The sequence below is a fragment of the uncultured Phascolarctobacterium sp. genome (assembly GCF_902463975.1).
GTDB lineage: Bacteria > Bacillota > Negativicutes > Acidaminococcales > Acidaminococcaceae > Phascolarctobacterium_A.
In genome coordinates this window covers 26188-52112 of record NZ_CABQHJ010000020.1, presented here as the reverse complement: position 1 = coordinate 52112, position 25925 = coordinate 26188, and the positions used below count along the sequence as shown (strand labels likewise).

The 25925-nt window shown below is 40.4% G+C and carries 27 protein-coding genes; 24 read left to right on the top strand and 3 right to left on the bottom strand.

What is annotated here, in order from left to right:
• The 18 genes from RDW05_RS07140 to RDW05_RS07055 form a co-directional block, all read left to right on the top strand.
• On the top strand, positions 1 to 1063 hold a 1063-nt coding region (locus RDW05_RS07140), incomplete at its 5' end, for an SPFH domain-containing protein (protein ID WP_307978426.1).
• Positions 1064 to 1080: 17 nt separating this feature from the next.
• Positions 1081 to 1665 (top strand): hypothetical protein, encoded by a 585-nt coding sequence (locus RDW05_RS07135; protein ID WP_307978424.1) that lies wholly within the window; start codon positions 1081 to 1083, stop codon positions 1663 to 1665.
• 22 nt (positions 1666 to 1687) lie between these two features.
• Complete coding sequence (locus tag RDW05_RS07130) at positions 1688 to 2491, top strand: hypothetical protein (protein WP_307978423.1); 804 nt, start codon at positions 1688 to 1690, stop codon at positions 2489 to 2491.
• A 21-nt stretch (positions 2492 to 2512) separates the two neighbouring features.
• Positions 2513 to 3139 carry a hypothetical protein gene (locus RDW05_RS07125; RefSeq protein ID WP_307978421.1) on the top strand — a complete coding sequence of 209 codons (627 nt, stop codon included), beginning with the start codon at positions 2513 to 2515 and terminating at the stop codon, positions 3137 to 3139.
• Between the two features lie 19 nt (positions 3140 to 3158).
• Positions 3159 to 4856, top strand: a complete 1698-nt coding sequence (locus RDW05_RS07120) for a hypothetical protein (protein ID WP_307978420.1) — start codon at positions 3159 to 3161, stop codon at positions 4854 to 4856.
• 11 nt (positions 4857 to 4867) lie between these two features.
• Positions 4868 to 5587: a lectin-like protein gene (locus RDW05_RS07115; protein ID WP_307978418.1), complete on the top strand. Its 720-nt coding sequence runs from the start codon at positions 4868 to 4870 to the stop codon at positions 5585 to 5587.
• 27 nt (positions 5588 to 5614) lie between these two features.
• On the top strand, positions 5615 to 6865 hold the full coding sequence (locus RDW05_RS07110) for an SH3 domain-containing protein (RefSeq protein WP_307978416.1): 1251 nt from the start codon (positions 5615 to 5617) through the stop codon (positions 6863 to 6865).
• A gap of 20 nt (positions 6866 to 6885) precedes the next feature.
• Positions 6886 to 7602, top strand: coding sequence for a peptidoglycan recognition family protein (locus RDW05_RS07105; RefSeq protein WP_307978414.1), 717 nt, complete (start codon positions 6886 to 6888; stop codon positions 7600 to 7602).
• A gap of 14 nt (positions 7603 to 7616) precedes the next feature.
• The gene (locus RDW05_RS07100) at positions 7617 to 8225 is read left to right on the top strand and encodes a L,D-transpeptidase (protein WP_307978413.1); all 609 of its coding nucleotides are present in this window, start codon (positions 7617 to 7619) and stop codon (positions 8223 to 8225) included.
• A 22-nt stretch (positions 8226 to 8247) separates the two neighbouring features.
• Complete coding sequence (locus RDW05_RS07095; RefSeq protein WP_307978412.1) at positions 8248 to 8703, top strand: hypothetical protein; 456 nt, start codon at positions 8248 to 8250, stop codon at positions 8701 to 8703.
• Between the two features lie 52 nt (positions 8704 to 8755).
• On the top strand, positions 8756 to 9697 hold the full coding sequence (locus tag RDW05_RS07090; protein WP_307978411.1) for an RICIN domain-containing protein: 942 nt from the start codon (positions 8756 to 8758) through the stop codon (positions 9695 to 9697).
• 16 nt (positions 9698 to 9713) lie between these two features.
• On the top strand, positions 9714 to 10517 hold the full coding sequence (locus RDW05_RS07085) for a hypothetical protein (protein ID WP_307978409.1): 804 nt from the start codon (positions 9714 to 9716) through the stop codon (positions 10515 to 10517).
• Between the two features lie 86 nt (positions 10518 to 10603).
• Positions 10604 to 11191, top strand: coding sequence for a hypothetical protein (locus RDW05_RS07080; protein WP_307978408.1), 588 nt, complete (start codon positions 10604 to 10606; stop codon positions 11189 to 11191).
• A gap of 46 nt (positions 11192 to 11237) precedes the next feature.
• Entirely contained in the window at positions 11238 to 11678 is a 441-nt protein-coding gene (locus RDW05_RS07075) for a hypothetical protein (protein WP_307978406.1), read from the top strand.
• Between the two features lie 6 nt (positions 11679 to 11684).
• Positions 11685 to 11999 carry a hypothetical protein gene (locus RDW05_RS07070; RefSeq protein WP_307978405.1) on the top strand — a complete coding sequence of 105 codons (315 nt, stop codon included), beginning with the start codon at positions 11685 to 11687 and terminating at the stop codon, positions 11997 to 11999.
• Between the two features lie 108 nt (positions 12000 to 12107).
• The gene (locus RDW05_RS07065) at positions 12108 to 12587 is read left to right on the top strand and encodes a hypothetical protein (RefSeq protein WP_307978403.1); all 480 of its coding nucleotides are present in this window, start codon (positions 12108 to 12110) and stop codon (positions 12585 to 12587) included.
• Positions 12577 to 13182 carry a hypothetical protein gene (locus RDW05_RS07060; protein WP_307978402.1) on the top strand — a complete coding sequence of 202 codons (606 nt, stop codon included), beginning with the start codon at positions 12577 to 12579 and terminating at the stop codon, positions 13180 to 13182. Before RDW05_RS07065 ends, RDW05_RS07060 begins: the two co-directional genes overlap by 11 nt.
• A 91-nt stretch (positions 13183 to 13273) precedes the next feature.
• On the top strand, positions 13274 to 14599 hold the full coding sequence (locus tag RDW05_RS07055) for an RNA-binding domain-containing protein (RefSeq protein WP_307978401.1): 1326 nt from the start codon (positions 13274 to 13276) through the stop codon (positions 14597 to 14599).
• Positions 14600 to 15042: 443 nt separating this feature from the next.
• Here RDW05_RS07055 and RDW05_RS07050 read toward each other — a convergent pair whose 3' ends face one another.
• Together RDW05_RS07050 and RDW05_RS07045 are read right to left on the bottom strand one after the other, a co-directional pair.
• Entirely contained in the window at positions 15043 to 15873 is an 831-nt protein-coding gene (locus tag RDW05_RS07050; RefSeq protein WP_307978400.1) for a PD-(D/E)XK nuclease family transposase, read from the bottom strand.
• Between the two features lie 80 nt (positions 15874 to 15953).
• A complete protein-coding gene (locus tag RDW05_RS07045; protein WP_307978399.1) occupies positions 15954 to 17033 on the bottom strand; it encodes a secretin N-terminal domain-containing protein in 1080 nt (359 codons plus the stop codon).
• A 197-nt stretch (positions 17034 to 17230) separates the two neighbouring features.
• Here RDW05_RS07045 and RDW05_RS07040 point away from each other — a divergent pair, with 197 nt between their 5' ends.
• Positions 17231 to 18409 (top strand): GspE/PulE family protein, encoded by a 1179-nt coding sequence (locus RDW05_RS07040; protein ID WP_307978397.1) that lies wholly within the window; start codon positions 17231 to 17233, stop codon positions 18407 to 18409.
• Entirely contained in the window at positions 18402 to 19388 is a 987-nt protein-coding gene (locus RDW05_RS07035; protein ID WP_307978396.1) for a PilT/PilU family type 4a pilus ATPase, read from the top strand. Before RDW05_RS07040 ends, RDW05_RS07035 begins: the two co-directional genes overlap by 8 nt.
• A 58-nt stretch (positions 19389 to 19446) precedes the next feature.
• Here the strand turns inward: RDW05_RS07035 and RDW05_RS07030 are convergent, their stop codons facing one another.
• On the bottom strand, positions 19447 to 21750 hold the full coding sequence (locus RDW05_RS07030; RefSeq protein WP_307978395.1) for a cation:proton antiporter: 2304 nt from the start codon (positions 21748 to 21750) through the stop codon (positions 19447 to 19449).
• Positions 21751 to 21957: 207 nt separating this feature from the next.
• On the opposite strand from RDW05_RS07030, the gene RDW05_RS07025 reads away from it, so the two are divergent.
• From RDW05_RS07025 to eis, 4 genes are all read left to right on the top strand, one after another.
• Positions 21958 to 22842 carry an aminotransferase class IV gene (locus RDW05_RS07025; protein ID WP_307978394.1) on the top strand — a complete coding sequence of 295 codons (885 nt, stop codon included), beginning with the start codon at positions 21958 to 21960 and terminating at the stop codon, positions 22840 to 22842.
• Positions 22835 to 23341: a hypothetical protein gene (locus tag RDW05_RS07020; RefSeq protein ID WP_307978393.1), complete on the top strand. Its 507-nt coding sequence runs from the start codon at positions 22835 to 22837 to the stop codon at positions 23339 to 23341. The genes RDW05_RS07025 and RDW05_RS07020 overlap by 8 nt, the downstream gene beginning before the upstream one ends.
• Positions 23342 to 23675: 334 nt before the next feature.
• Complete coding sequence (locus RDW05_RS07015) at positions 23676 to 24536, top strand: DUF2156 domain-containing protein (protein WP_293847697.1); 861 nt, start codon at positions 23676 to 23678, stop codon at positions 24534 to 24536.
• Between the two features lie 8 nt (positions 24537 to 24544).
• A complete protein-coding gene (gene eis, locus RDW05_RS07010) occupies positions 24545 to 25774 on the top strand; it encodes a GNAT family N-acetyltransferase (RefSeq protein WP_307978391.1) in 1230 nt (409 codons plus the stop codon).
• The last annotated feature ends 151 nt before the right edge of the window (positions 25775 to 25925 follow it).

The following is a 25925-nucleotide window of genomic DNA, read 5'->3' as shown; positions in this document are numbered from 1 at the left end:
AATATTGAATAGAATAAAATTTGACGGTACTCATAACAACGAGCCGTGGTTAATTTATAAATGGGAAAAGGAAGATATTATATTAGGCTCTCAGTTAATAGTTGGCCCTGGACAAGAAGCTATATTTGTAAAAAATGGTCAGGCGCAAGACGTTTTTCTTCCAGGTACTTATACGCTTAGCAGTGGAAACTTACCGTTTTTAGGTAAATTGATAAAGTTTCCGTTCGGTTCACAAACACCATTTGCCGCGGAGGTTTATTTTATTAATAAGACTGAAAACAGAAATATGACTTGGGGAACTAGTACGCCTTTCATCATTGAAGATCCTAAGTACAACATTTTTTTGTCGCTACGAGCCTTTGGATCGTATGTAATAAGTATAAATGACAGTAGAGTCTTCTTAAATAAATTGATTGGTAGTCTTAATTTGGATTCAGGGTTTAATCATATCACCGTAAATAAATGTTTTTCTGGAATTGTAAATATGCACATTAAAGAGATTGTAGCTAGGTTTGTAAACCAAAAGAAAATCTCTTTCCTTGATATTACAGGATATTATACTGAAATAGCAAATGAGTTATTCCAAATCATAGAAGAAGATTTTTCTGACTATGGGATTAGGTTATTAGATTTTTATATAGAATCAATATCTCCTTTAAAAGAAGAAATTTCTAAATTACAAAAATACAAAGAAGAACTAGCTTTAGGAGATGCTTTTTATACTAAACGCAGGTCATTTGATGTATTAGAGAAAATGGCTGATTCACAAATTGGTGATTACGCAGGAATTGGCATGGGATTAGGGGCCGGAATGATGGTCGGCTCTGTTACTAATCAAGCTATGGAACAAATAGCCTCTAATATACGTATAAAAGCAAATGATACAGGCAATAATAAACATTGTATACATTGTGGTAGAGAGTTACCTATTGATGCATTGTTTTGTTCATATTGTGGAACAAAACAAAATACTCAAGAAAAAATGTATTGCATGAATTGTGGCAATGAATTAGTTCCCAATGCGCAATTTTGCTCTAAATGTGGTTGTAAAGTAAATAAATAGCAGAGGTTAATTCTATTATGAGTGATGTAAAGGTTTGTACCTATGAATGTCCTAATTGCGGAGCACCAATTAAGATTGCTGATAAGGTTTGTGGTCATTGCTTTTCGGCAGTGTATTTACAAAGAATAAAAGATAGCGATAATTTGTCGAAAGGTGGTATAGCTAAGCATATAGCTGTGTATAAGAAAAATGTAGCCAATGGTCTTGTTGATGACAGCGATACATTGATTTCTTTAGGGATATGCCATTATAAAAACAGCATGTACGATTTATCGCTAAAATCATTTGAAAAAGTTATTAAGGTTGATCCGGAAAACGTGAATGCCTATTATTATGCAGCGTTAAGCTTGATGAATGGCAAGCGACCATATCTTCAGACGTTGCCAAAAATAAAAAAAGCGGTTGCGATGCTTGAAGCTGCTATTAGTATACAAGATGAAGGGAGGCTATATTACTTTTTGTATTTAATTCAAAAGGATTTTTTTGATAAAAAACATCTCCGTACAAAATATAAAGCGTTAGAATTACAAAAATTATCTATGGAGAATGCTGTTACTGATGAAGAAATCCTAGAACTGGAAGAAAATTTAGCTATTAAGTAAAAAAGCAAGGAGTGACGTAATCTTGGAAATGAGACAAGATAGTGTAAGAGATTTTTTGGCACGAGCATTTTATCGTGAAGATCCTAAGTGGTTGGTTTGGCTTTTTATTATAGGTTGTTTTACAACATTCCTTATGATTGGTTTTGTTTTATTGTTAATATGGGGAATTGTAAAATTAGTGTATATGTTTAGTGGTACATATGGAGTTTATGATCAATACAATGCTTGTGTACAAAAGGATGCTGAATTTTTAAAAGATAGAGCTATTAACGTAATGGGACTTATAGAAGAAGAATTTAGCTTGATTGATCCAATTATTGCTAGTGGTTATGCAAGTGATTCCAGTTGTATTCACGTAGGTGAAAAGATAGAAAAAGTATCGCCTATCAGAGTGATATGGCTTTGGCTGGTCAATAAAGTTTGTTTTTGGCGTAAACCGGAAAGAATTTCCGAGCATGTCTTTCTTGATTGCGGAGATGGCAAAGTTATTTGTTCTTTAGTAACATTTACCTATATAGTTTTTACGGAGCAACAGGCTGTAGCTTATAAGTGTTATTATGACATTGCTTATGGAAAAATATTGGAAGAGTATACAGTTGAAGTGGCATACAGAGACATTGATGCTGTTAAATATGGTGATGAGTTGCTTCATGTATGGAGTTTGAATAAACAAAATTGGTCTAGAGTTAAAATTAGCTGGCTAAGTTTAAATGTTGCTTCTAATAATCGTATAGCAGCTTCGATTTCCGGGAATAGTGAAGTTTTGAGTAATCAGGTTCCGGCAGTTCAGGCTTTAATTCGTAGTAAAAAAGAAGAGTTAGCATAACAATCAGGAAGGGTGATAAAGTTGCAAAGCAAAAATAAGTATTTGGCATATTTTGCTCCTGTAATAATGATTATAATAGGTATATTCTTATACAGTCTTATATTACCTGCTCGCTACAATAAGGTTATATCTTTGATGGATTGGCTTTTTAGTGGGACAGATAATATAATTGCAACCTTACGCTCTGCTGACATTGTATTAGGACAATTCTATAGGATTTTATTTACTAAAATCTTAGTATGGGTATGGACGATAGGTTTTCTATTTTCTTTGTTTTGGTGTGGATATACTGTTCAAAATTCTAAAGAGAAAAGCGGTAATTTGCTTATTGGCGAAGATGGAAAAAAAGCAATGTTGGTTAGAATAGTTAATCAAGCAGAAAAGTATTATAGATTGAATAAGAGTAATGATGATAGCAAGTTGATTTATAAAAAAGCGGTGATTTTAGAATCGCGTTTTTTAGCATGTGGAGAGTTTGGGTATGGTAGTGATAATATTACAGAATTAGAAAATCTCATCTGTAATGAATTGCTTTCATTAGAAAAATTGTTGTCTGATGAAAACTATGATTATGCAGAAGTTAATGATAAATATATTAGGATACACAACTTGTTAGAAGAACGAGAAGCCATGTTAAAACATTATTAAGCAAGGAATGGTGATGAGCATGAAACAGTATTATGATTTATTAGAAATAGATGAGAGTCACAGTAAAGATGAAGTGAAAAAAGCATTTTTAAGCAAGAAAGCTTCTTTACAAAGTAATTTATTGTCTAAGGATTCCTACGAGCGTCAGGATGCTATGCGCAAATTGCAGGAATTAACGCAAGCTTACAAAGAAATTATAACTTCTCTCAACAATAAAAAAGAGGAAGTTAGAGAGCAGGAAAGCGGTAGCGCAACGCATGATATACAGGTCAAAGATAATACCAATAATACAAAGCAAGATAAGCAGGATATAGAAGATACAAGCAAGATAACGCATGGTAATAAAGGGGTAGTTGCTTCTGTGGATGAAAAAGTTGGGCAAAAAAATAAAGATGGTAATATTGGTACGAATAGTAATAGTGGAACAGTTATCGTTTCGCCTAAGCCAGATGATGTAACTCGTATCGCTGATAATGTTTTAATTTGTACGAAGTGTCAGTTTGCCAATAACGCTACTTTGAAATTTTGTGGAAACTGTGGACAACCTTTAAGAAACAATGCTGAATATGGTGGTGGCAATAGTGGTGACAATGGCGTAGTGACAGCAATTGTCAAATATAAAAACTATATTTTCAGCGTTTTGGCGATATTGCTTATTCTAGTGTGTGGCATTGGTGTTTTTAAAAATTATGTTAATACGCCGGAAAAAGCAGTAGAGAAGTATTTGACTGCTCTCAGCAAACAGGATTATGCTGCAGCTTATGGATATTTGTTTGTAACTGAGGATGATTTTGTAAATAAAGACAATTACATAAAAAGTGCTGAATTTGTGAAGAAAAATCCTAGTGCCTACAAGGATAAGCTAGTTGTACGACTTTCTAAAGGAGTAATTGATATAAATGTTGTACCCATGGTAGACCAATCGAAAATTGAGGGATTGACTGCATATCAGTATACCTTAAGGCTAAGAGATAATAGTGAAATTAAAGGTAAACTGGAAGTAGTTGAGCCTATTAGCTCATGGGATAAAATTCTCAATAAATATAAAATCCTCAATAATGATTTAGTCAGTGTGCAAGATATTGAAGTTGAAACTAATGCGAAATTTTATATTGATGGAGTTTTGATGAAAAATCCGACTGCTACTGAGCGCGGAACCCATAATTATAACGTAAGTCTTTTTTATGGCGAGCATAATATTAAGGTAGAAGTACCATTTTGCGATCCTTATGAAACAAAGCTGATTTTAACGCCCAATACGAAATCCACAGTTTTATATTATTGGAAATCGCATTTGAAAAAAGATGTTTTGCAGGACATGGAGAAGCAATCTGAAGATATTCAGCGAAAAATTGTAGAAGGGGCACTCAAAAATGATAGCCTTGAGAATCTGCAATTAGGTTTTTCTGAGTCAAAACTGAGCAGTATGTATGATCAATATAAGCGTTTCTTCAACAGAGCTGATGGAAGCGGTATATATTCTATGGATATTACTGAAGTTACAAGCAATGAACAGTATAATAATAGATTATATAATCCGTTCAAAGATAGAATTTATAAAATCAATTTTAAATTTAATTATACAAGAAAGAATAGAAATGGTATTCAAGAGAGTAGAGTTGGCAATGGTGAGGGTGAGCTTGGTGTAGTTTTCAAATTAAAAAATGATAAAGTGGTACCTGTTGCTATAGATACTTTCAGATTAAGAACGCATTGAAGGAGCTAATTATGAAAAAGATATGTGGTATTTTATTAGTTTTGACATTAACAACTAGCAGTTTGTGTGCAACGCCTGCTGACGCATTTGATTGGGGAAATTTTGGTAATAAAATATTAAGGTCTGTTGGCATTTCTAATGGAGGTCATTCATCTAAACCCAAAATAGCAAAGAAAGATAAAACTAAGCCTAGCGAATCTAAACCGACGATATTGGCAAATAATCGCATGTACCAAATTGTTGATTTGCGTTCTGGGTATAAAAAAGCTGAATTATATGCAGATCGTGTAGGTGGTCATTTGGCAATAATTGATTCTAAAGAAAAGAGCAGAATGTTGTATGATTTCATGGTTTCACAAGGATACGACAGTGCGTATTTTGGTTTGACTGATGAAGATCTTAATGGCAATTGGGTATTGCCTAATGGGCAGAAGCCTAAATTTACCAATTGGCATTCTGGGCAACCGACAAAGGAAGAAAGTAATGAAAGGTATGCGATGTTATATCGCAAATATAAAAATGCTACTTGGAAAGCTGGTTCGTTTTCGCCTTTGTTAGAAAATAGTAATACTACGGCATTTATAATTGAATGGGATAAAGAAGTGAAACCACAAGAATATAAGGAAAAAGTTGTAAGAAAAGAAGCACCGGCAGATGGCGGATATTATGAACCATCGTGGGGCAATAGCTCGTATGAAGAACCGGATTATGAGGAAGAGATTTCTGGTTAATTTGATAGGTAGAGGAGTGGATTGTACATGCAAGATTATTATGATTTGCTTGGATTAAATGAAAACTGTACAAAAGATGAAGCCAAAAATGCCTTTATGTCCAAGAAAAAAGAAGTGCAGGGAAAAATGCTGTCTCGGGATTCTGAAGAACGAGCTGCAGCTGTAAAAGAACTGGGAGAATTGACAAGTGCTTATAAAGCTATTGTTGAGAACATTACTTATGCTAATAAAACGAGTAATTCTGTAAAAACTGAGAGTGGTGGTATTATAATTTCTGGTCCTATACAGCCACCACCTAAGCCTGTACCACCTAAGCCTGTAACACCTATTAAAGTTAATCCTAGTGGGACTGCGATAAACAAAAATATGATGATAATTTTTGGCATGATTTTAGGTATTTTAGTATTAGGAATTGCTGTATATTTTGTGTTTATACAACCAAATAAAACTAAAAATATTCCAATACCGCCGACGATTGGTACATCTGCTTCAATTATACCTAAAATGGAAGATGCTAAAGAAAGACATAATGGCAACATAGCTAGCATAGCTAAATTGATTAATGATACTATAAACAAAAAAGGTAATTTAAAAGGTGAAACAGAACTTCTTAACAGGGCAATGCGTGTTGAGCAAGAAGTATTAGATACTTTAACAGAGCTGCGTAATAGCAGTGAAGCAAATACGCGTAAGGGAAGAATGCTTATCAGAATTCTTCAAGCAGAACAAAAAAGAATAAACGGTTTGGTAGATGGTCTTAGAGCAGGTGTTAATGGATTGGATTATCAAGCCGGATTTAAAATTGGTAGAGAAGGTTATTATGAATATGACAGATTAAACAGCGAGTATATGCACTTTGAAACAGGTGATTTTAAACCTCAAATGGCCTATGTTAAGGGCGATGATGTTTTTTTGAGAAGTGCGCCGTCTACCAGTAGTTCTGTGATAAAAACATTGAAGCGTAATAGCGGACTAGATGCTATTGCTGTACAGACATGCGATGATGAGCGAGCTGGTATGATTAATACTGATAATGTGGTTGTGGGCTTTAATGGTCAGAATATAATACTATCGAAGGGGCAGCCTGTGACCATAACGGGTGAAAGTGGTGGTACTTATCAGTGTCAGCTGAATTTAGAAAATGGCAGCGGAACAATATATGTTGATAAAGTTAATGTAAAAAAGCTTTATGGCGAAACTTGGTATAAGGTACGTTTGTCAGGTGGTACGGAAGGTTGGGTGTATAAGGATTTTATTCAACTGAAAAGAGATATGTAATATTGCTGGAGGCTTAGTAGATGGGTAAATATTTAACATTATTTTTGTTACTTTTGCTTTGCTGGACTAGTTTAGGTTGTTTGGGAGCAGAAGAAAATACTGAAAAAGAAGGTACTTCAAAGACTGCTGGTCAAGAGCAAGTAATGCAGGAATTACCTAAGTTGAAAGTTGTGCATAAACCAATAAAATGGACAGATCAAAGAGAAAAGCTTATAAAAGAATATGCGCAACTGCATTACGGAAAGGATATAACTAGTATTGTTCCGCAAGTTGTAATTACTCACTGGACTGTATCTAATGATGCTGAATCTGTTTATCAGTATTTTTATAGTGAGACAATGCCCGATGATGGCGGTGGACGTTTAAATGTTGCGTCGCATTATTTGGTTGATAGAGATGGCACTATTTATCAGTTGACGCCGGAGACAGCGTTAAATAGGCATGCAATAGGTTATAATTGGTGTGCAATTGGTATTGAAAATGTTGGCGGCGTTGATGGAAAAGAAGATTTGACAGAGGCACAGGTAAAGGCTAACATTGCTATTATCCGCTATTTACAGGCAAAGTATTCTACGATTAAGTATGTGTGGGGACATTATCAACAACATGAAGCAGAAAGTAGCGGATTGTTTATAGAGAAGGTACCAGATTATTATGCGGAAAAAATTGATCCTGGTTCTGCTTTTATGGGTAAATTAAAACAAGGATTGAGTGATTTGAATTTGAAATTTTACTAGGAGTAGTGTTGATCGTGAAAAAGTATGTCCTTTATATATTGATACTGGTGTTTTCAATTATTTTTATTGGCGGGTGTTCAGCTGATCATGGGGATGGGCGAGATGCTGATACGCAACGAGGCAATATTGATAATAAGGCAGAGATAGTGAAAGATAAAAATGAAACTAATGAAAATTTATTAAAGAAGTATAAAATGGATAATAGTTTCATTTTAATCGTTAAAAGCAAATTTGAGGTTTATGCTATTGATGATATGGGAAAGGTAGTAGCAGTTTATCCGTGTGCTTTAGGAAAAAATAGTGGACAAAAGGAAAAAGAAGGAGATATGAAGACTCCGTCAGGCATTTTTCCTATTGATGAAATCATTGATGCCTCTAGTTGGACTCATGATTTTAAGGACGGTAAAGGAGAAATTACAGGAGCCTATGGACCTTGGTTTATTAGTTTAGATACTAATGAGCTGAGTAAAGGTAAGTGGGGAGGTATAGGCATCCATGGAACTCATGATCCTGATTCGATTGGTAAAAAAGTTTCTGAAGGTTGTATAAGATTAAAGAATGATGATGTTCAGAAGCTTAAAGCTTTTGCTAAAGTTGGTATGAAAGTGGTTATTGAAGAGTAGACAATCAAGGAGATGAAAAACTGTGATGAGAAAATTAATGTCAATTATGGTAGCAACAATTCTTGCAATAGGGATTAATGGATTTGCAGAAGCTGCTACAAGCGGTGGAAAGAATACAGCTACTATTAATGTGCAGACGCAAGCAGATTGGAAACGAACTGGCGCAGAATTTATTACTTTAGTAAATAATGCTGTTACAATAAAGTATTTAAATCTTTTTGGAAAAGAAAAAAGTAAAACTATTTATCCAAAGTTTAATATTAAGATTAAAAGTGCAGATGGCAAGCAGAGATTTTCTCGTATCATGAGCAGTAAAACAGTTAAAATTAATTTAAAGCCTGATAAGCGTTATTATATCGAAGTTTCATATGATGGAAATGGAACCTGGCTAAAATATGCTAGGCTAAGAAATGCTAGAATGGAAGGTAATCCTTATTGGTATGTTAGTGCAACGCATAAGGTAAAGTCTTGTTGGTAAAATACTATATTTAGTGTTTTATATAATAAGATCAGAAAGGAGAGGTTTGAAAATGAAATTATGTAGTTCTTCAAAGAAAAAAGCGTTTATAATGATTTTTCTTGGTATATTATTATCAGTTGTTGTTTATAGTTCTAATGGAAAACATGAGTCTGCTCCGTATTACGATGTGAAAGATGAGGATACATATTTTAAAGTAACAGATTTACAATTAACTTCTAATCATACATATCAAATGGAATTGAAATTTTTAACAAAAAATCTTAATAATGGTAAATTGATATTTTCAATAAATCCGGATACTAATAATTTGAAATTAACTAGAATAGAAAATTATACTAAAGATGGTAGAGAAATAAAAATAGAAGATACAAATATAGAAAGTAAATTAGATGGTACTGTACAAAAAACGTTATTTGAAAAAGCGTTGAAAAAGTTTAATTTAAAAAATGGTAAAGCTATTGCTTCTGAAAACGGCAAATCGAATAATGAAGTTACTATAGCACAAAAATATGTTAATACAAAACAACAGGATAATTCTAATAAAGCTTCGCTTTCAACATTAGCGATTTCCAATGGTTTATATACGATTCATCCTGCTTGTGCTTTAGATAAGTGTTTAGCTGTTGAAGGGGCTGCTACTATTAGAGATAAGTTTATTGTTGTAACTAATTCGTATATTCAGCAGTGGTATATTTCTAAATTAGAAAATGGATATTATAAGGTTATTGCCAATAACTCTGGACTTGCATTGAATATTCATAATGGTGTGCCAGAAAATGGTAATAAGGTTACTGTATGGCCATATGGTGGTACCATGCATCAATATAAGTTCATAGATGCAGGAGAGGGTTATTGTTTTATTCAAGGTAACATAGGTGGTAGGTATGTGCTTAACATCAGTGATGAAATAGCTTCTGGTGACAAAAAAGTAAATATTTACCAATTAAATCCTGCTTCAAATGTGCAAAAGTGGAAGTTAGTAAAAATATAAAGGAGATGCTTGAACTATGAATCAACAGTTGGAACTTTCTTTGTATTATTGTAATAATTGGGTTGTATCTCAAGAAAAAATAAAGAAATACCAAGACAAAATAAATGAGATAGATAGTGTGATTTATCAGTTTGATGATGAGTATGAATTTCAGTGGCACAATGGTTTAAGAGGACCGATGGGTTGGTTGACTATGATAAAGAGAACAGCTATCTGCGCATTTATCCTATTTGGAATAATAATTACTGCTTTAATAAATACATCTTTACCTTTACATTTTGAATATACTTTTAATAGACAATTGGATTTTTCTTTGGTTGTTTGTGTCATTATTATTGTTTCTACCTTAGTTAATTTATTGATAGCAATAAATGATGATAAGGAATATGAGAATGATTTTACTAATTTGAAAGCTTTTAAGAAGCAAGCAGAAGATGAAATATTGCCTAAGCTATATCAATTAAGAGATACGGAAAAGAAAGTTACTCAAGGCTTAGAGTATAATATGACTACTGGACATTTATGTATAATTCCGCGAAAATATTGGAGATATGCAGATATTATTTGTAGTTACATTCATGATAAGAGAGCTATTACACTAACAGAAGCTATTAATTTGCTTGAGTTTGAAAAACGGCAAGAATATAATACTCGTTTAATTGAGCAGACTGAGCAACATGCTAGGGAAACGAAAGAGTATGCTAGAATAACTGCGGAAAATTCTGCTATAGCTGCGGAAGAAGCAGAGCGGGCGGCTGATAATGCTGGAATGGCAGCGTTTTTTAGTGCTTTGGCTTATTATGAAGCTAAAAAGAAATAAGGCAATATATTATTGTTAACACTTCAAAACAAAAAAACAATAGTGAATTGCAAACACTAAGTAAGTACTGAAAGGTTGTGTATAATATGGGAAGAGGCTATAACGGTGATTGTCGTGATTGTGCTTACTACCGTGATAATTTTCATCGCTCAATCTATCAAGATGGATATAAGTGCGATTACTCAGGTGAATATTTTGATGATCAGTATGGCGAACAATGCCATTGTTTCCACGACTTAGCTGAAGTTAAAGCTGCTGAGGAAAAAAAAGAACGACAAGAAAATGCTTTAAAAGGAATTATTTTAGCCAATGGCGTTGCAGAAAGCCAAGCTCATGAAGGAGATGCTCATGATGAAAGAAGTGATTCTAGTGGCGGATGGTTTATATTATCTTCGTTAATTGTAGTGGGGGCATTAATTACAATAGCGGAAAAACAGATAAACCATACTTTTTTTTGGCCATTAGGGAGTTGGTCAATTAGCTATATTATAGCAACTATTATTTCAGTAGTTGCGAATAAGAAATTCAATAGAGTCACTCTCATTTATCTACCTATTATACTTACGATTATATTTATGATAATAATGTCACTGGCTACTGGAAATAATTACTTTTCTATATGGCTATATCAACCTGATCTTGGTGCATATAAAAGAATGTATATATTTAACTAGCGTAACAATATAAATAGAATTATCATAGATAGGAGAAGTGATGTTTATGTTACATAATATCAAACGTCTATGGAAATATATTCTCTTAGAGAGTTTTGCTATTCATTTTCTTATTTGCAATTTTACTCAGCTTTTTACTGGAAAATTTTGGGAGTCTCCTATTAGTGGAATATTTGGTTTCATAATTACACTGTTTGTAGTAAGCTTTATGAATACAGTAGCTGAGAATAACTTGGAATTTGAAGTGAATCTTGATATGCGTATAATCAATGTTACTTATATCTATTGGCAGGCTGTTGCCTATGCTGCTATATACTTACTGATTTTACAAGGAATCAATTTAGGCTATATTTATTTTGTTGGCAAAAATATAGGTGCGCAGATGATGTTAGGAATGACTTTTTTAGCTGCGCCTGTATTCTGGATTACAATAGGTATATCGCTTGTTGCTTGGTTTACTAGTAGAGTTGTATCAGGGGTTGCTTAGGTATCGTTGGCTAATCGTGTATTGAAAGAAAGCAAAGGGCATTTAAAGACTGGTGAAGCATTATTACTAATAAAAGTGCTGGATGATATTAGTGAAAATGTTCCGACGGACTTTAACCCCAAATTTAAAGAAGGTACATTCGACAGCTTTTTAAAATTTACGGATGGTATTCCTGGTTTTGCTACTAATGGACATTTAGATGAAGTTTGTGATCAGTTTCAGCTGATGCAAAATAAGTACAAAAAGATGGCGTATATCTGCATAGGGATAATGATTATATTACATATTTTAGGGTTAAATACATTGCCATCATTGTTTTAATGAGGTTGACAGTATATAGTTAAATTACGAGTATACTGTTATAATATCTATAGCAGTATACTCGTTTTACAATTTAATAATTGACAAGAAGTAGGGAGGCGCTTTGCTTTGGAGCATGAATTATTAAAGCTTAACAGTCATTGTAATTGTGAACTAGAATTTGATGAGATTGTGGAGGCAGTGGTATTAGTTTATAAGGATAGCGTGGATATCTATTACCAGCATACTAAGGATGAAATAGCTGTTTCTGTATTACCAGGTAAGAAGTGCTTAGCTATGCTGAGTACAACTGCTGATTACCTTCTGCTCAAGAAAAAAGGTAAAAAGCTTATTTTCAAACAAGGCTATACTTATAGTGGGTCCCCTTGTTATGAAACGATAAAGATTATATTAAAAAATAATGATGTTGTTGTCAAACGTAAAAAAGACAAGAAGGAAGAACGAATCAGGATGTATGATCGGTTAGACGAAATGTTTGATCGAATCAGCGAAGACTATGATAGTGGCCAAGAAGAGGAGGATGACGATCCTATTGCTGTTTTAGGGGATTTAGAAATTAACATGGAAGGGGATACAAGTGATGAATGATAATATAACAATAAAAAAGCTATTTTTTGATATATTTAAATTTATGATAAGTGTTATGGCTTTATGCTGTAGTTTTAGCTATTTTTTAAAAGTAGTATATTCATATGCTATAGAAGGATTTCCTTTGTTGCTAGCAGTTAAGTATAACTTTATGAATATATATTTGTTGTGGATTGCTGGATTAGTCGTTTGGCTAACAATAAAAGAAAAAGGTCTGGCTTTTGCAACATCTTTAATTCTTTTTACTAGTGGTTATTTTGGAAGACTATTAGGAGAAGATGTATTTATTATGGAGGGATTCGCTGTACGTATAACTGCTATTTTTGTGTTCGTTATGCTTGTGTTAGGATATTTACGTTATAGATATCGTGGCGGCGAGACAAGACTTCTTGATTATCTGCTTCTTGCTGCATGCACGGTGTTTTTGAGCTGCATCAATGATGTTGGTCTCATTGCGTATTGGCTACAAATATTTGATTTTAATTATGTCAAAGATTTTGTGATTGGTATGTATGTACCTTGTAGCGCTGGCCTAATATATTTTTTTGAAGTGATGATACGTAATGAAGTTTTACATGTTGATTCTCCAAATTAAGGGAATTAGTAGGCATAGCGATTTTTCTTGCTATTTATCTAACAACTTCTTATAATTATAATTAGAAAAGTAATTAGCAAGGAGGTAGCTTATGTTAGAGGGTAAGAATAGAGAATTCAAGCGTCAATATACTGATGATATTAAATACGCAGTGTTGGCGTTTGCTAATACTGAGGGAGGAACATTATATATTGGGATTAATGATGATGGCAGCGTGGAAGGAGTAGAAAATCCGGATGCTGTGATGCTGCAGGTAATGAACATGATTCGTGATACTATTCGACCTGATATTACAGTAGCAGTTGATTGCAGTACTGAGCTTATGGAGAATAAGCATGTTGTTGTGCTTATAATTCAGCGAGGAGTTGCCAGACCATATTATTTAGCTAATAAGGGAATTAGGCCAGCGGGAGTGTATGTAAGACAAGGGGCATCATCTGTTCCTGCATCAGAGACTGCCATTCTTCAAATGATTAAGGAATCGAGTGGCGACGTTTATGAAGAAGCACGTTCTTTAAACCAAAATCTGACGTTTAAAGAAGCAGAGGCATACTTTGCTAAAAAACGCTTGCAGTTTGGTGATGCGCAGAAGCGCACCTTGCAGCTAATTAGTGCCGATGGAACCTATTCCAATCTTGGCATGCTGCTTTCTGACCAATGCATTTCTATTATTAAGCTGGCAGTTTTTGAGGGTAGCAAAAAGACTGTTTTTCACGACCGTAAAGAATTGAGTGGTTCGTTGTTCAAGCAGCTTGAAGATGCTTATGCTTATATTAATCAATTTAATTATACACGTTCAGAATTTCCTGGCTTGGAACGAGTAGACACACGGGACTATCCACCTGAGGCTGTGCGTGAGGCTTTATTGAATGCTGTAATCCATCGGGAATATGGCATTGGTGGACCGACGCTGATTAGTATTTTTGATGACAGGATAGAATTTGTGACGATAGGCGGGTTGGTCAAGGGCTTGTCTTTGGCAGATATTAAGCTTGGTGTATCTATGCTGAGAAATAAAAATCTGGCGAATGTTTTTTATCGTTTGCATTTAATTGAAGCCTATGGAACGGGGCTTTTAAAGATTGATGAGTGCTATGCGGATTGTGCAGTGAAGCCACAGCTTTTGGCAACAGATAATGCCTTTAAGCTTGTACTTCCTAATATTAATTTTGCTGCTAAACGGATGAAGAATTATTCTTTGGCAGATGAAAGTAAGACTGCGTCCAAGAAAGAAGAGCGTTATCAAATTGTACTTGAATTAGCGCGCCAAAATTCTCTGGTTACGCGGAGTATGATAGAGAAGGCTTTGCATGTATCGACATCCACAGCAGTTCTTGTGCTCAAAAAGATGCTGCAGCTGGGGCTGTTAAAAAAATATGGCGAAGGCAGGAATGTAAGCTATTCGTTAGCTTGCTGAGAGAGACAATAATTTTTTACTTCCCATTAACCTATGCTTCATGTAGATTTCATTTTACTGCCTATGCTTCATGTAGATTTCATTTTACTGCTGCATTGCTCATCTTTGGCGTATATCGTAATATGTAAAAAAGGCAGACGCTCGCTTGAACGTCTGTAAGCGTCAAATCAACCATGTATGAAAAAAGAGGCTGGGACAAAACCAACTTCGATAAATTAAAGAATCGTTAGAGTTTGAGTTTTTTAAATTTTTTGTACTAAAAAACCAGCGGATATTTATCTGACGGTAAACTTCCACTGGTTTTCTTTTTTATGCTGGGTTTTGTCCCAGCCTTTTTTTTAGCTATAAAGAAGTTTGAAGTTGTGTTTAAGTGTTTTAAGACAAAAGTATTAGGCTGCAAGCTAAACAGCAGATTATTTTATCATATTCTTGAATTATAAATATTAGCCTTCGGCTTGCAGCTTTTCTATTGCAGCGATAGTCAAATTCGTAAGCTCTGCAATATCCTGCAGAGAATATGTGCCTTTTGCAAGCATACGTCTTGCGGTAGCATATTTTTCAGAAGTTTCGCCTTCAGCACGACCATCATTCATGCCGGCATCATATAATTTTTTGCTGAAATCATCCATAATTGCAATACCCTCCTCTGTTGTCTTTATAGTATTGATACGTTTGGATAAAGCTCCTTGACTTCCGTCATGAGCATTTGCTGTTTTGAAGAACTGCATTAATCTAGCTATTTCGCTGTTATCATTAATTTCAGCATTAATGTAGCACATGTGCAGGCCATCGTTATAAGGCGTTTTTAAATCGCCTAAGTGCTTTAGTACAGGATAACAGGTTTTTCCCATATTCCAGATATCTGTTTGACTGATATAGAAGATATGTAATTCCGGTACAGATGCATAAGTCTGGTCACCCTTAAAAAAGTAGTCACTGATAATAGAAGATGCATAGTAAAGCATACGTTTTTCATGGGCAATATTTCCTTTTGCTTTCTGAATTTCTATTTCATAAAGCTTATGATTAGAATCCTCTACAAGTACATCCATAATGATATCGTGAGCAGTTAGCTTGCTGATTAAATGTTGAGTGAAATTTTCTTTAACAACAAGAGACTTATTTCCTGTAAGGATGCGCAGAACATGTTCACAAGAAGATTTATCTAAAAAGACGGCTTTAGCAAATAAATCTTGAAAGAGATTCATTTTAAATGTTTGCATTTGCAATTCTTCTAATGTGAGAAGCAAACTGCCTGTTGGTGACTTTGTCATTATACATATTCCCCTTTCATTTTATCATAATCACCTTTAAAAATATATAGCAGCAAAAATTAACTGTATTAGTCTGTCTGCTACTTCCCTTTCTCATTCCCCGATTCCTCATTATAAATCGCCGGCGAAGCGCCTGCTTCCGTAATGTGCGGCGTTAAAAGCAGCAAAACCTCTGTCTTGTTGTGTGAGCGCGAACGGTTTTTAAACAGCTCGCCTAACAGGGGAATCTTGCTCAAAAAAGGCACCTTCTGCATAGTGCGCTGCTGTTCCTCGCTTATCAGGCCGCCAATCACCAACGTTTCGCCGCTGTACATGCGCACGTTGGTGTCGGCGGTACGGCTGGTGATGCGGTAATTTTTCAGCTCGCTGATAAGCACCGGCGTGCTCACCTCAGTGTGGACGCTGGCAGTAACCATCTTGCCGTCTTCGCTGATGATAGGCGCATATTGCAGCTTGATGCCGGCGTCCAGATATTCTGTTGCTGTATAGCTGCCGCTGCTGTCGTGCTTTTCTGTTTGCACAGGGATGTGGTCACCGATAAAAATGCTGGCCTCTCTGCCGGGGATGGTGATGATGCGCGGCGTTGCCAAAATGCGTGCCTTACCATTGCTGATGAGGGCATTGAGCGTAGCGTTGAAGCGGAAGGCAAAGCCACGCCAAAATTTGAAGCTGCCGTCATAATTGTTGTTGTCACTGTCACCATTGTTCGTTTCCTGCGCGCGCTGGGGAATAGTATCCCAGTCCCAGCGCACGCCCAGGTTTTTACTGTCCTCGCGGCTGACGGCAATGATTTTAGCTTCCAGCGTTACCTGTCTTGTTGCTATATCCAGCTTGGGCAGCAGCTGCCTTAAGCGTGCGTGGCTTTGCTCATCTCCCAAAAGGATGAGGCTGTTGGTGATAGTATCCAGCCCTAGCTTGGTGCCGAAGTGTGGCGTCAACGCTTCCTGCACGTCCTTGGCTCTGGCATAGCTCAGGGGATAGCAGGCCAGTCGTTCGCAGACTGGCGGTGGTGCTGCGGGAATGTTTGCTGCAGGTGTTTTGCTTATTGTGGCGGCGGGAGATGGCACAAAGGGATTGATGAGAGTGCTTTGGGCGTTGCAGGGAATAGTTAAAGTGAGCAGCAGACTGCTGAGTATTAACGGGAAAAAGCGTTTTAGCATAATGAGCTCCTTTCGGTGTTAGCTGTTAAGAAAAAGATAACGATTGCGTTTAGCAAAATTCATGTTTCATTGTAACGCAGGCAGGAAATAATTTCAAGAGAAAATTGTGAAAATAGAGAAAATTTAAAATTATCGTATTGCATTTCGCTTTTTTTGTGCTACAATAAAATTCAACATAAGAAAAATGAGGTGATGCAATGGAAGGCTTACGTAATAATAAACTGGCAGAGGATTTACTGCATCTGGCATTTGCGCAGGGGGCGAGTGATATGCATATCGAGCCTGATGAACAGGGAGTGCGCGTGCGCATTCGTGTAGATGGCCTGCTGCAGGAGCTTTGCGTGCTGCCGCGCGCCCAGCAAAGCACGCTACTGACACAGATGAAGGTGTGGAGCGGCATGGATATTGCTGAAAAAAGAGTGCCGCAGGACGGGCGCATGCTGCTTAAATATGTCGGTACTGAGGTTGATTTGCGTTTGTCCAGCCTGCCGACCGTCAATGGCGAAAAGCTGGCAATTCGCTTTTTGCAGCGACAGGATAATCTGCTATCGCTGGAACAGCTGCAGTTCAGCGAGAGCAATTTACAACGCTACCGCCAGCTTTTTCATCAGCCGAACGGCTTGGTGCTTTTGACCGGGCCTACGGGCAGCGGCAAAACGACAACGCTTTATGCGACGCTGCAGGAGCTTGATGCGGCGGCCAATAATATTATCACCTTGGAGGACCCGGTGGAATATAAGCTGGCGGGGATTAATCAGGTGGCCGTAAATCGCAGAAGCGGACTGACCTTTGCCGCAGGCTTGCGCTCGGTTGTGCGTCAGGACCCGGACGTGATTATGCTTGGAGAGATCAGGGATGAGGAAACAGCGGCGATGGCGGTACATGCGGCGCTGACTGGACATTTAGTACTGAGTACGCTGCATACGAATGATGCTATAGGGGCGGTTTATCGTCTGCTGGACATGGGGATTGCCGATTATCTGCTGGCGGCTGCACTACGTGGTGTGCTGGCACAGCGTTTGCTGCGCCGCCCTTGCCGCTATTGCGGCGAGCGGCGCTTCGCAACTGCAGCGGAGCTGCAGTACCTGGGGCGCAGTGCGGATGAAAGGCTGGAGCTGGTGCAGGCCCATGGTTGCGAGCATTGTCATGGCACAGGCTACAGAGGTCGCTTGGCCTTGCATGAGCTGGTTACGGTGGATAAACGCATGCAGCAGCTTTTGCTGAACGGTGCTGATGAAGCAGAGCTCTTGCAGGAGGCACGTAGGCAGGGCTGGCGCAGCCTGTACGCCGACGCAGTGGCGAAGGTGCTGCAGGGTACAACAACGGTTGAAGAATTGTGGCGCGTCGGTATCACCGGGGAGGCTGATTATGCTTGATAAGCTGCTGCTTTTAGCACGCAGAATGGGAGCCAGTGACTTACATCTTACGCCTGCGAGTGTGCCGATGGTGCGCTTGGATGGAAGTCTGCAGCCTTTAGCAAACACAGTGATTTCCCGGGAAAAGCTGGAGGCAGCATTGCTTGCCCTGTTGCCGGAGCAGGAAAAGCGACAGCTATTGCAAAATGGCGAGGTGGATACAGCGTTTAGCGACAGTACGCAGAAGCGCTGCCGCCTTAATGTATATCGTCTCGGTAATGGCTATGCGGCGGCGATTCGCCTGCTGCCGCACGAAATTCCTGACTGCCGCAGCCTGGGGCTGCCGCAAATTGTCAGCCAGCTTGCGGGCAGCAGCAGCGGTCTGCTGCTTGTCACCGGTGCCACAGGAAGCGGCAAAAGCACAACGCTTGCTTCTCTGGTGCAGCAGATAAATCAAACGCGTGCTGTGCACATCCTGACGCTGGAGGACCCGATAGAGTACGTTTATCCTCCTGGCCTGGCGCTGATTAACCAGCGGGAGGTGGGGCGTGATACAAGGAGCTTTGCCAGCGGCCTGCGCAGTGCGCTCAGGCAGGACCCGGATGTGATCATGGTGGGCGAGCTCAGAGATGCGGAAACAATAGGTATAGCACTGACGGCGGCGGAAACAGGCCATCTTGTTTTAGCAACGCTGCACACGCAGGACGCTGCAGGCACAGTGAATCGCATTCTTGACGTGCTGCCGGACAGACAGCATGTGTGTACGCAGCTGGCTGACTGCCTGCTGGGGATTTGCTGCCAAAGGCTGCTGCCGCGCTGCGACAGAGCAGGCAGAGCAGCAGTCTTTGAGGTGCTCGTCGCGACGCCTGCTATGCGTAATTTGATTCGCGAGGGGCGTACGCACCAGCTGCAGTCTTATCTGCAGACCGGTGCACGCTACGGCATGCAGACGATGGAGGATGCGGTAAAGGCCTTGCAGCTGCGAGGAATAATCGCATGAAAAAAAGCCGCTGCGAAAAACAGCGGCTTAATATATACAGATAAACTGTGAAACGATATTACAAAATTTCTTCTCTGATTAACGTGTTCATCATCTTTTGCTTGCCCAATACCCAGAGCAGGTCGTTTTCTTCGAAAACGAGAGAAACGTGGGGGTTGGTAATGGTAAAGGCGCCACGCTCCAGACCGACAACGAGGCAGCTCCACTTATTGCGCAAATCGGCAGCCTTCAGCGAGGTTCCCAAAATAGGAGAATGCTTATCAATCGTAATTGCCAGGGAAAGGAATTGCTGCTCCGGTTTATTTTGGTGGTTATCTAGCATGAATTCACGCAGGCTTTGCGGCAGGTCACAGCGCTCCAGGCCTAAGCTACGCTGCCTTACAGCAGCATCAAAAACCTGCAGCTGGCTGGCGGTGCCGATGAGCAGCAGCTTGTCGCCCTTTTCTACTATCTGCTCGCCGCCGGGCATATCAACAGTGCGATTACTGCCCAAAAGCTGCAGAACGTTGCAGCCATAGCTTTCACGGAAACCAAGACTGCGCAGAGTTTTGCCGATTATAGAGGAGTCGTTTTGCAAATCGTAATAAACTAGCTGCAAATCCTCGTCGAACCAGGTACGGCTGTCATCGGGAGCACTTTCACGATGCTTGCGCATGTGCTTTTCGTTAAGGTTTACCAAAAAGCGTGATTCGATGCGCAGATATTCGCTCATCAGCCAGTCGGAGGAGGAGATGAAGTAGGCTGCCAGCAATATAGAAACGCAGGCCAGAAAGCCATGCAGCTTCAGCAGTGTGTGGAAGATGAAGTACAGCGAAGCAGATGCTACAAGCAGCTTGCCGAATAACAGGAACATTAACGGCAGATGGTTAGCACGCTTCTTAAACCAAAGCTTGGAGAATAAATCACCGTTGCCGGCGCGGTTGACAAGTACAGCGCGCAGAATCGGCGACATGATGATAAAGGTGGCTGCTGCGGTCAGCAGTCTGCTGTACGGCAGCTTCAAGGTGTTGCCCAGATAAGGCAGCAGGTAATATTCCGCACCCAGGGCGATGGCTGCCAAAAGCGTAATGAAAATCAGCATACGCATAGTGTAGCCGGTAAGCAGGTTTTTCCAGTCCTGATCCTTGTCATCATCGGTATTGGTGCCGGTGTAACGGTCAAGCCAGCTTTTTGCCTGCGGTGGCAGCAGCTTCAGCACCAGCTGGTAGAAAGGCTCGGCTGCCATGATGCAGAAGGGTGTAGTAAAGGTGGTAATTACGGATACCGCTACGATAATCGGATATAAAAAGCTGCTGATTACGCCGAGGCTCATGCCGAGGGAAGCGATAATAAAGGAGAATTCACCGATCTGTGCCAGGCTGAAGCCGCAGTGTACAGAGGTGTTGAGACTTTGACCGGAGGCCAGCACGCCGCCGGTGGAGAAAATCAGCTTGCCGATAATTGTTGCTACTACCAGCACGAAAATAGGCAGTGCCTGCTCCAGCAGGATAGCGGGATCTACCATCATGCCGACGGATACGAAAAAGACAGCGCCGAACAAATCCTTGATAGGAGCAACGAGGTGCTCGATTTTTTCGGCGTTAGGTGCTTCGGCAATCAAGGAGCCCATGATGAAGGCACCCAAAGCGGAGGAGAAGCCGAGCTGAGTTGCCAGCACTACCATACCAAGGCACAGGCCGATGGAAACAACTACCAGAGTTTCTTCGTTCATCAGCTGCTTGGCCCATTTAAAGAAGCTGGGAACAAGGTACATACCAAGAACAAACCATAAAACGAGGAAGAAAATTAAGCGTCCGATGCTGAGGAGCAGCTCCATCGTGGAAACATCGGCGCTGGCTACAGCCATAGTTGCCAGCAGCACCATCATCACGATGCCGGCGATATCTTCAATAATCAGCACGCCGAAAACGATTTCCGTAAAGCGCTGCGCCCTGAGCTTTAAGTCATCAAAGGCCTTGATGATAATTGTAGTGGAGGACATAGAAAGCATACCGCCCAGGAAAAGGCTGTCCATATGATTCCAGTCCAGCAGCGTACCGGCGAAGTAGCCAACGGCCAGCATGCCGCCGATTTCTACCGCAGTGGCGATAAAGGCTGTACTGCCTACGCTTTTCAGCTTGTAAAAGCTGAACTCCAGTCCCAGCGCGAACAGCAGGAAGATAACGCCAATTTCGGACCAGGCGTGGACATTGGCTTTGTCGGTAATCGTCGGGAAGAAGTTGAAGTGCGGACCGGTGATGAAGCCGGCAACAATGTAACCAAGCACCAACGGCTGATTAATTTTCTTGAAAAGAATAGTCGTGACGCCGGCTACAAGCAAAATCATTGCTAAATCATTAATAATAGTAGGCAGATGAGTCATGGGAATCTCCTTTGCGATATTTTTTGCCAAAGTGGCTTTAAATGGTGTATAATAATTAAAATGTAGTCATAAGCTTTTTACGAGCTCTGCAGACTGCAAAACAAATAATCTCAATATATATTATACAATATTTTTGACTGAATTTATTGCATAAATAATGCTTTATTTTGTTAATTTATTGTGACTTGCGCAATTGGAGGAATAAAGATGAACGAAAATCAACAAGAAAAATTAGTTTTGGTAGATGGCGAGATTATGCCGGAAGCTGAAGCATTTATTGACGTTAACGACCGCGGTCATAACTTTGGCGATGGCGTTTTTGAAATTGTACCGGTTTATAACGGCCGTTGCTTTGCTTTGCTGCCGCATATGAACAATTTATTCGATTCCGTAATCGCCGTAAAAATCCCCGGCGTTTATATGATTGAAGAGCTGGTAGAGTTCCATGAAAGCCTGCTGGCCGCAACCGGTCTGAAGGACTGCGAAATCTATACTCAGGTAACCCGTGGCAGCGGTGCTTATGCCCTGTCCTATCCGGAGCAGAGCATTCCGCATCTGACTATGTATGCTGTACCGGTTGACCGCGAGGCACTGGCTGAAAAGCGTGCTAAGGGTGTAAATGTTATTACTGTTGAGGACGTACGTTGGGCGCGCTGCGATATCAATACTCTGAACCGTCTGCCGGAGGTAATGGCTAAACAGAAGGCTGTTATCGGCAATGCTTTTGATTCTCTGTTTGTTCGCGACGGTAAAATTACCGAAAGCACGGAAGCCAGCTTCTTCATTTATAAAGACGGTATTCTGTGGACTCATCCCGAAAACAACTTTATTCATAAAAACATTACCCGCCGTCTGCTGATGGAACGCCTGTCCAAAGACCTGGACCTGCAGATTATCGAAAGAGCTTTTGATAAGGATTTCGCACTCAAAGCAGACGAAGCCTTCCTCTGCGGACCGCGTTGCGAATTTATGCCTGTTACCAAAATCGACCGCAGCTTCGTTGCTGACGGTAAGGTTGGCGAGCTGACACAAAAGTTGCAGGATGCATATATGGCATTTGTAGCTAAGGAATGCCCTGTTAAGCATGAATAACAGCAGGCTGGTGCGGGGCGCACTGCTGGTGGCTCTGGCGCTGGCGCTGCAGTCACTGCGTTTGGTGCTGCCGATGCCGCAGTTGCTTTCTACGTTTATCATCGGTACTTTGGTGCATATGATGCTGGTGCTCACGCTGCAGCTGAGCGGACTGAAGACAGCGTTGCTGCTGGCGTTTTTGCTGCCGCTGACGGCCTACGTGCAGGGGCAGGTGCTGCTGCCGTTTCTGATTCCTGTAATCTGGCTGGGCAATTTTATCTTTGTGTTGCTTGTGCGTCAGTTTAAGGGCAGTCGCAAGCTGTTTTTATGTGTACCGCCGTTGGCGAAGGCCTGTGTTATGCTGCTGGCAGCCTGGGCTGCGCTGAGCTGTTTGGCGCTGCCGAATCCTGCGCTGCGTAAGACGATTATGTTTGCGATGAGCGTACCGCAGCTGCTGACGGCTGTTGCCGGTATTTTGCTGGCAGAGCAGGTCAAAAAGCGCCTGTGTCAGTTTAATTAAGCAGGACTTTGGAATAATATAACGAGTTTATGCGTGTCGAATTGTTCGATAGCTAAGATAACCGCCAGTGTAAAAGCTGTGCGGTTATTTTCTGCTTATGCTTAAGACAGCTCAGTAACCTTTTGGTAACTGAAGCACTTTTTTGTGCATACTTTACAGAAAAGCTGAAACAGCATATTATAATATAGGTAATGGATAGTAGTTATCTATTTTGTGAAGTTAATGTTAAAAATGCAATTACAATGACGCAAGCTATATTTCATATGCTATAATATACAAGCAGTAATGAGTTTTTTAGGGGGTTATCAGTATTTTAGAATTTAAACCTGTAACATTGGCACAAAAGCCTTTGTTTGAAAGCTATATATCAAAATCACATCAAAATGGCAGCGAATGTGCCTTTTCCAATCTTTTTGTCTGGCGTGACTGCTATCATATTTATTGGTGCGTAGCGCACGATTTCCTTTTGCTGAAGGTTAAACGCAACAACGTTGATTTTTACATTCAGCCTTTTGGCGGACGCGATGAGGATTTGCCGCGTCTGATGCAGGAGCTGAAGGAGGAGCATCAGGGCAAACCGTTTGAAATGCATGGTATCTATGATTTTACCAAGGAGCGCTTTGAGCGCGTGATGCCGGGTCTGACCTATGAAGAAGACCGCGACAACTGGGATTATGTATATCTGCAGGAAAAGCTGGCAACGCTTTCCGGCCGCAAGCTGCACGGACAGAAGAATCACTACAATGCCTTCGTCAAGGCGCATCCGGATTTCGTTTATGAGCCGATTACTATGGATAATATGATGGAATGCCTGAACTTCGGCGAGCGCTGGTGCGATGAGCATATGGCGGAGGATCCTTCGCTGCTGTGCGAAAAATATGCGATCCAGGAGGCCTTCCTGAGCTTTGAACAGCTGGAGCTGCGTGGCGGTGCAATCCGTTTCGACGGTAAAATTCAGGCCTTCAGCTTTGGCAAGAAGATTAACGACGATACAGCGGTGCTGCATGTAGAAAAGGCGCGGCATGATGTGCGCGGCCTGTATACTGCTATTACCAAAGAGTTTGCCGCTCATGCCTGGACAGATGTAAAATATCTGAATCGCGAGGAGGATATGGGACATCCCGGTCTGCGTGAGGCAAAAATGGCGCTGCATCCGGAATTTATGGTGAAAAAATATAATGTAATTATTGGGTGAGGTAGCTTATGATTTACCGTGTCTTGAGCAAGGAGCGCATGTATCAGGCAGAAGAGCTTTGGGATTACTGCTTTGAAAAAAAGACGGAGCCTTTCTTTCAGTACTATTTTGAGCAGTACTGCGGCAAGGATAATATGGTTATCGGTGGCTTTGACAAGGCTGGCGAGGACGAAAAGCTGCGCACAATGCTGCATATCAATCCCTATATGCTGCGCTTGTGCGGGCAGGATATGCTGGTGCCGTATCTTGTAGGAATTGCCACCGCTCCGGAAGCACGTGGACAGCATCTTTTGCGTCCGCTTCTGGAAACTGCCTTTGAGGTGCTGCGCTCACAGGGCTTTCCCTTTGTGACGCTGATGCCAATTAACGCCGGAATTTATCTGCCATATGAATTTGCTTATTGCTATTATCGTCACGAGTATAAGATGCCGCTGACACAGCTGCAGCTTCCTGCAATAGGTGATGACCTGTCGGTAGAACGTCTGGACTTAGTTTCCTTGCTGCAATCTTTAAAGGAGGAAGATGCAGAAATGCAGTCTTGCAATCCTTTGGCCGACGTTTACGCAAGCGTTACTGCGGCATGGAACGGCGTACCGCAGCGCACTGCTTTCCAATGGCGCAAGCTGTTGTCTGTAATTACGCAGGAAAATGTTTTGTGCGCTGTTGTCTATCGTGCGGGGGGAGCTGTTGGCTATATGCTTTACTCGCTGACTGACGGCAAGTTCAACGTGCAGGAGCTGCTTACGCAGGATGCTGCGGCGAAGAACCGTCTGCTGCAATATGCCGCAGGACACAGGAGTGAAGCGCAGGAGCTTTGCTGGCTGGCGGAGCCGTGGGATAAAACATATCTTAGCTTTGCGGACCAGGCGCTTACAGGCAGGCTGCAGCCGTTTATGATGGCGCGCTGCCTCGATGCGCGCGTGGCGCTCGCCAAGCTGCCGGTAGCAGAAGATATGAGCAGCGGCAGTGTGGTACTGCTATTGACAGATAAGATGCTTGAGCGTAATAATCATCTGCTGCAGCTGCGTACGTCACCGGGCAAGCTGGAGGCAGTCAGCACGCTGGAGCAGGAGGAGGTTACCATGGACATGGGCACCTTTACCCAGCTTTACTTCGGTGCGTTCAGCGCTACGGAGCTGTGGGAAGCAGGGCGCATCAAATGCAGCGATGTGCGGAAGCTGCAGCTGCTCGACGAGCTCTTTCCTAAATGCCGCACCTATAATAACGAATATTTTTAAAGCTTATGCAGGCTGTCGGAAGAAAACGACAGCCTGTTTTTTGTCTATAGCTGTAAATTATGAGAATGCCCCCAATACTTTTTGATTAGTATTGGGGGCAGTGATTATCAACAACTTTTTGATTTTACGGATGATAAATTTAAATCTGCTT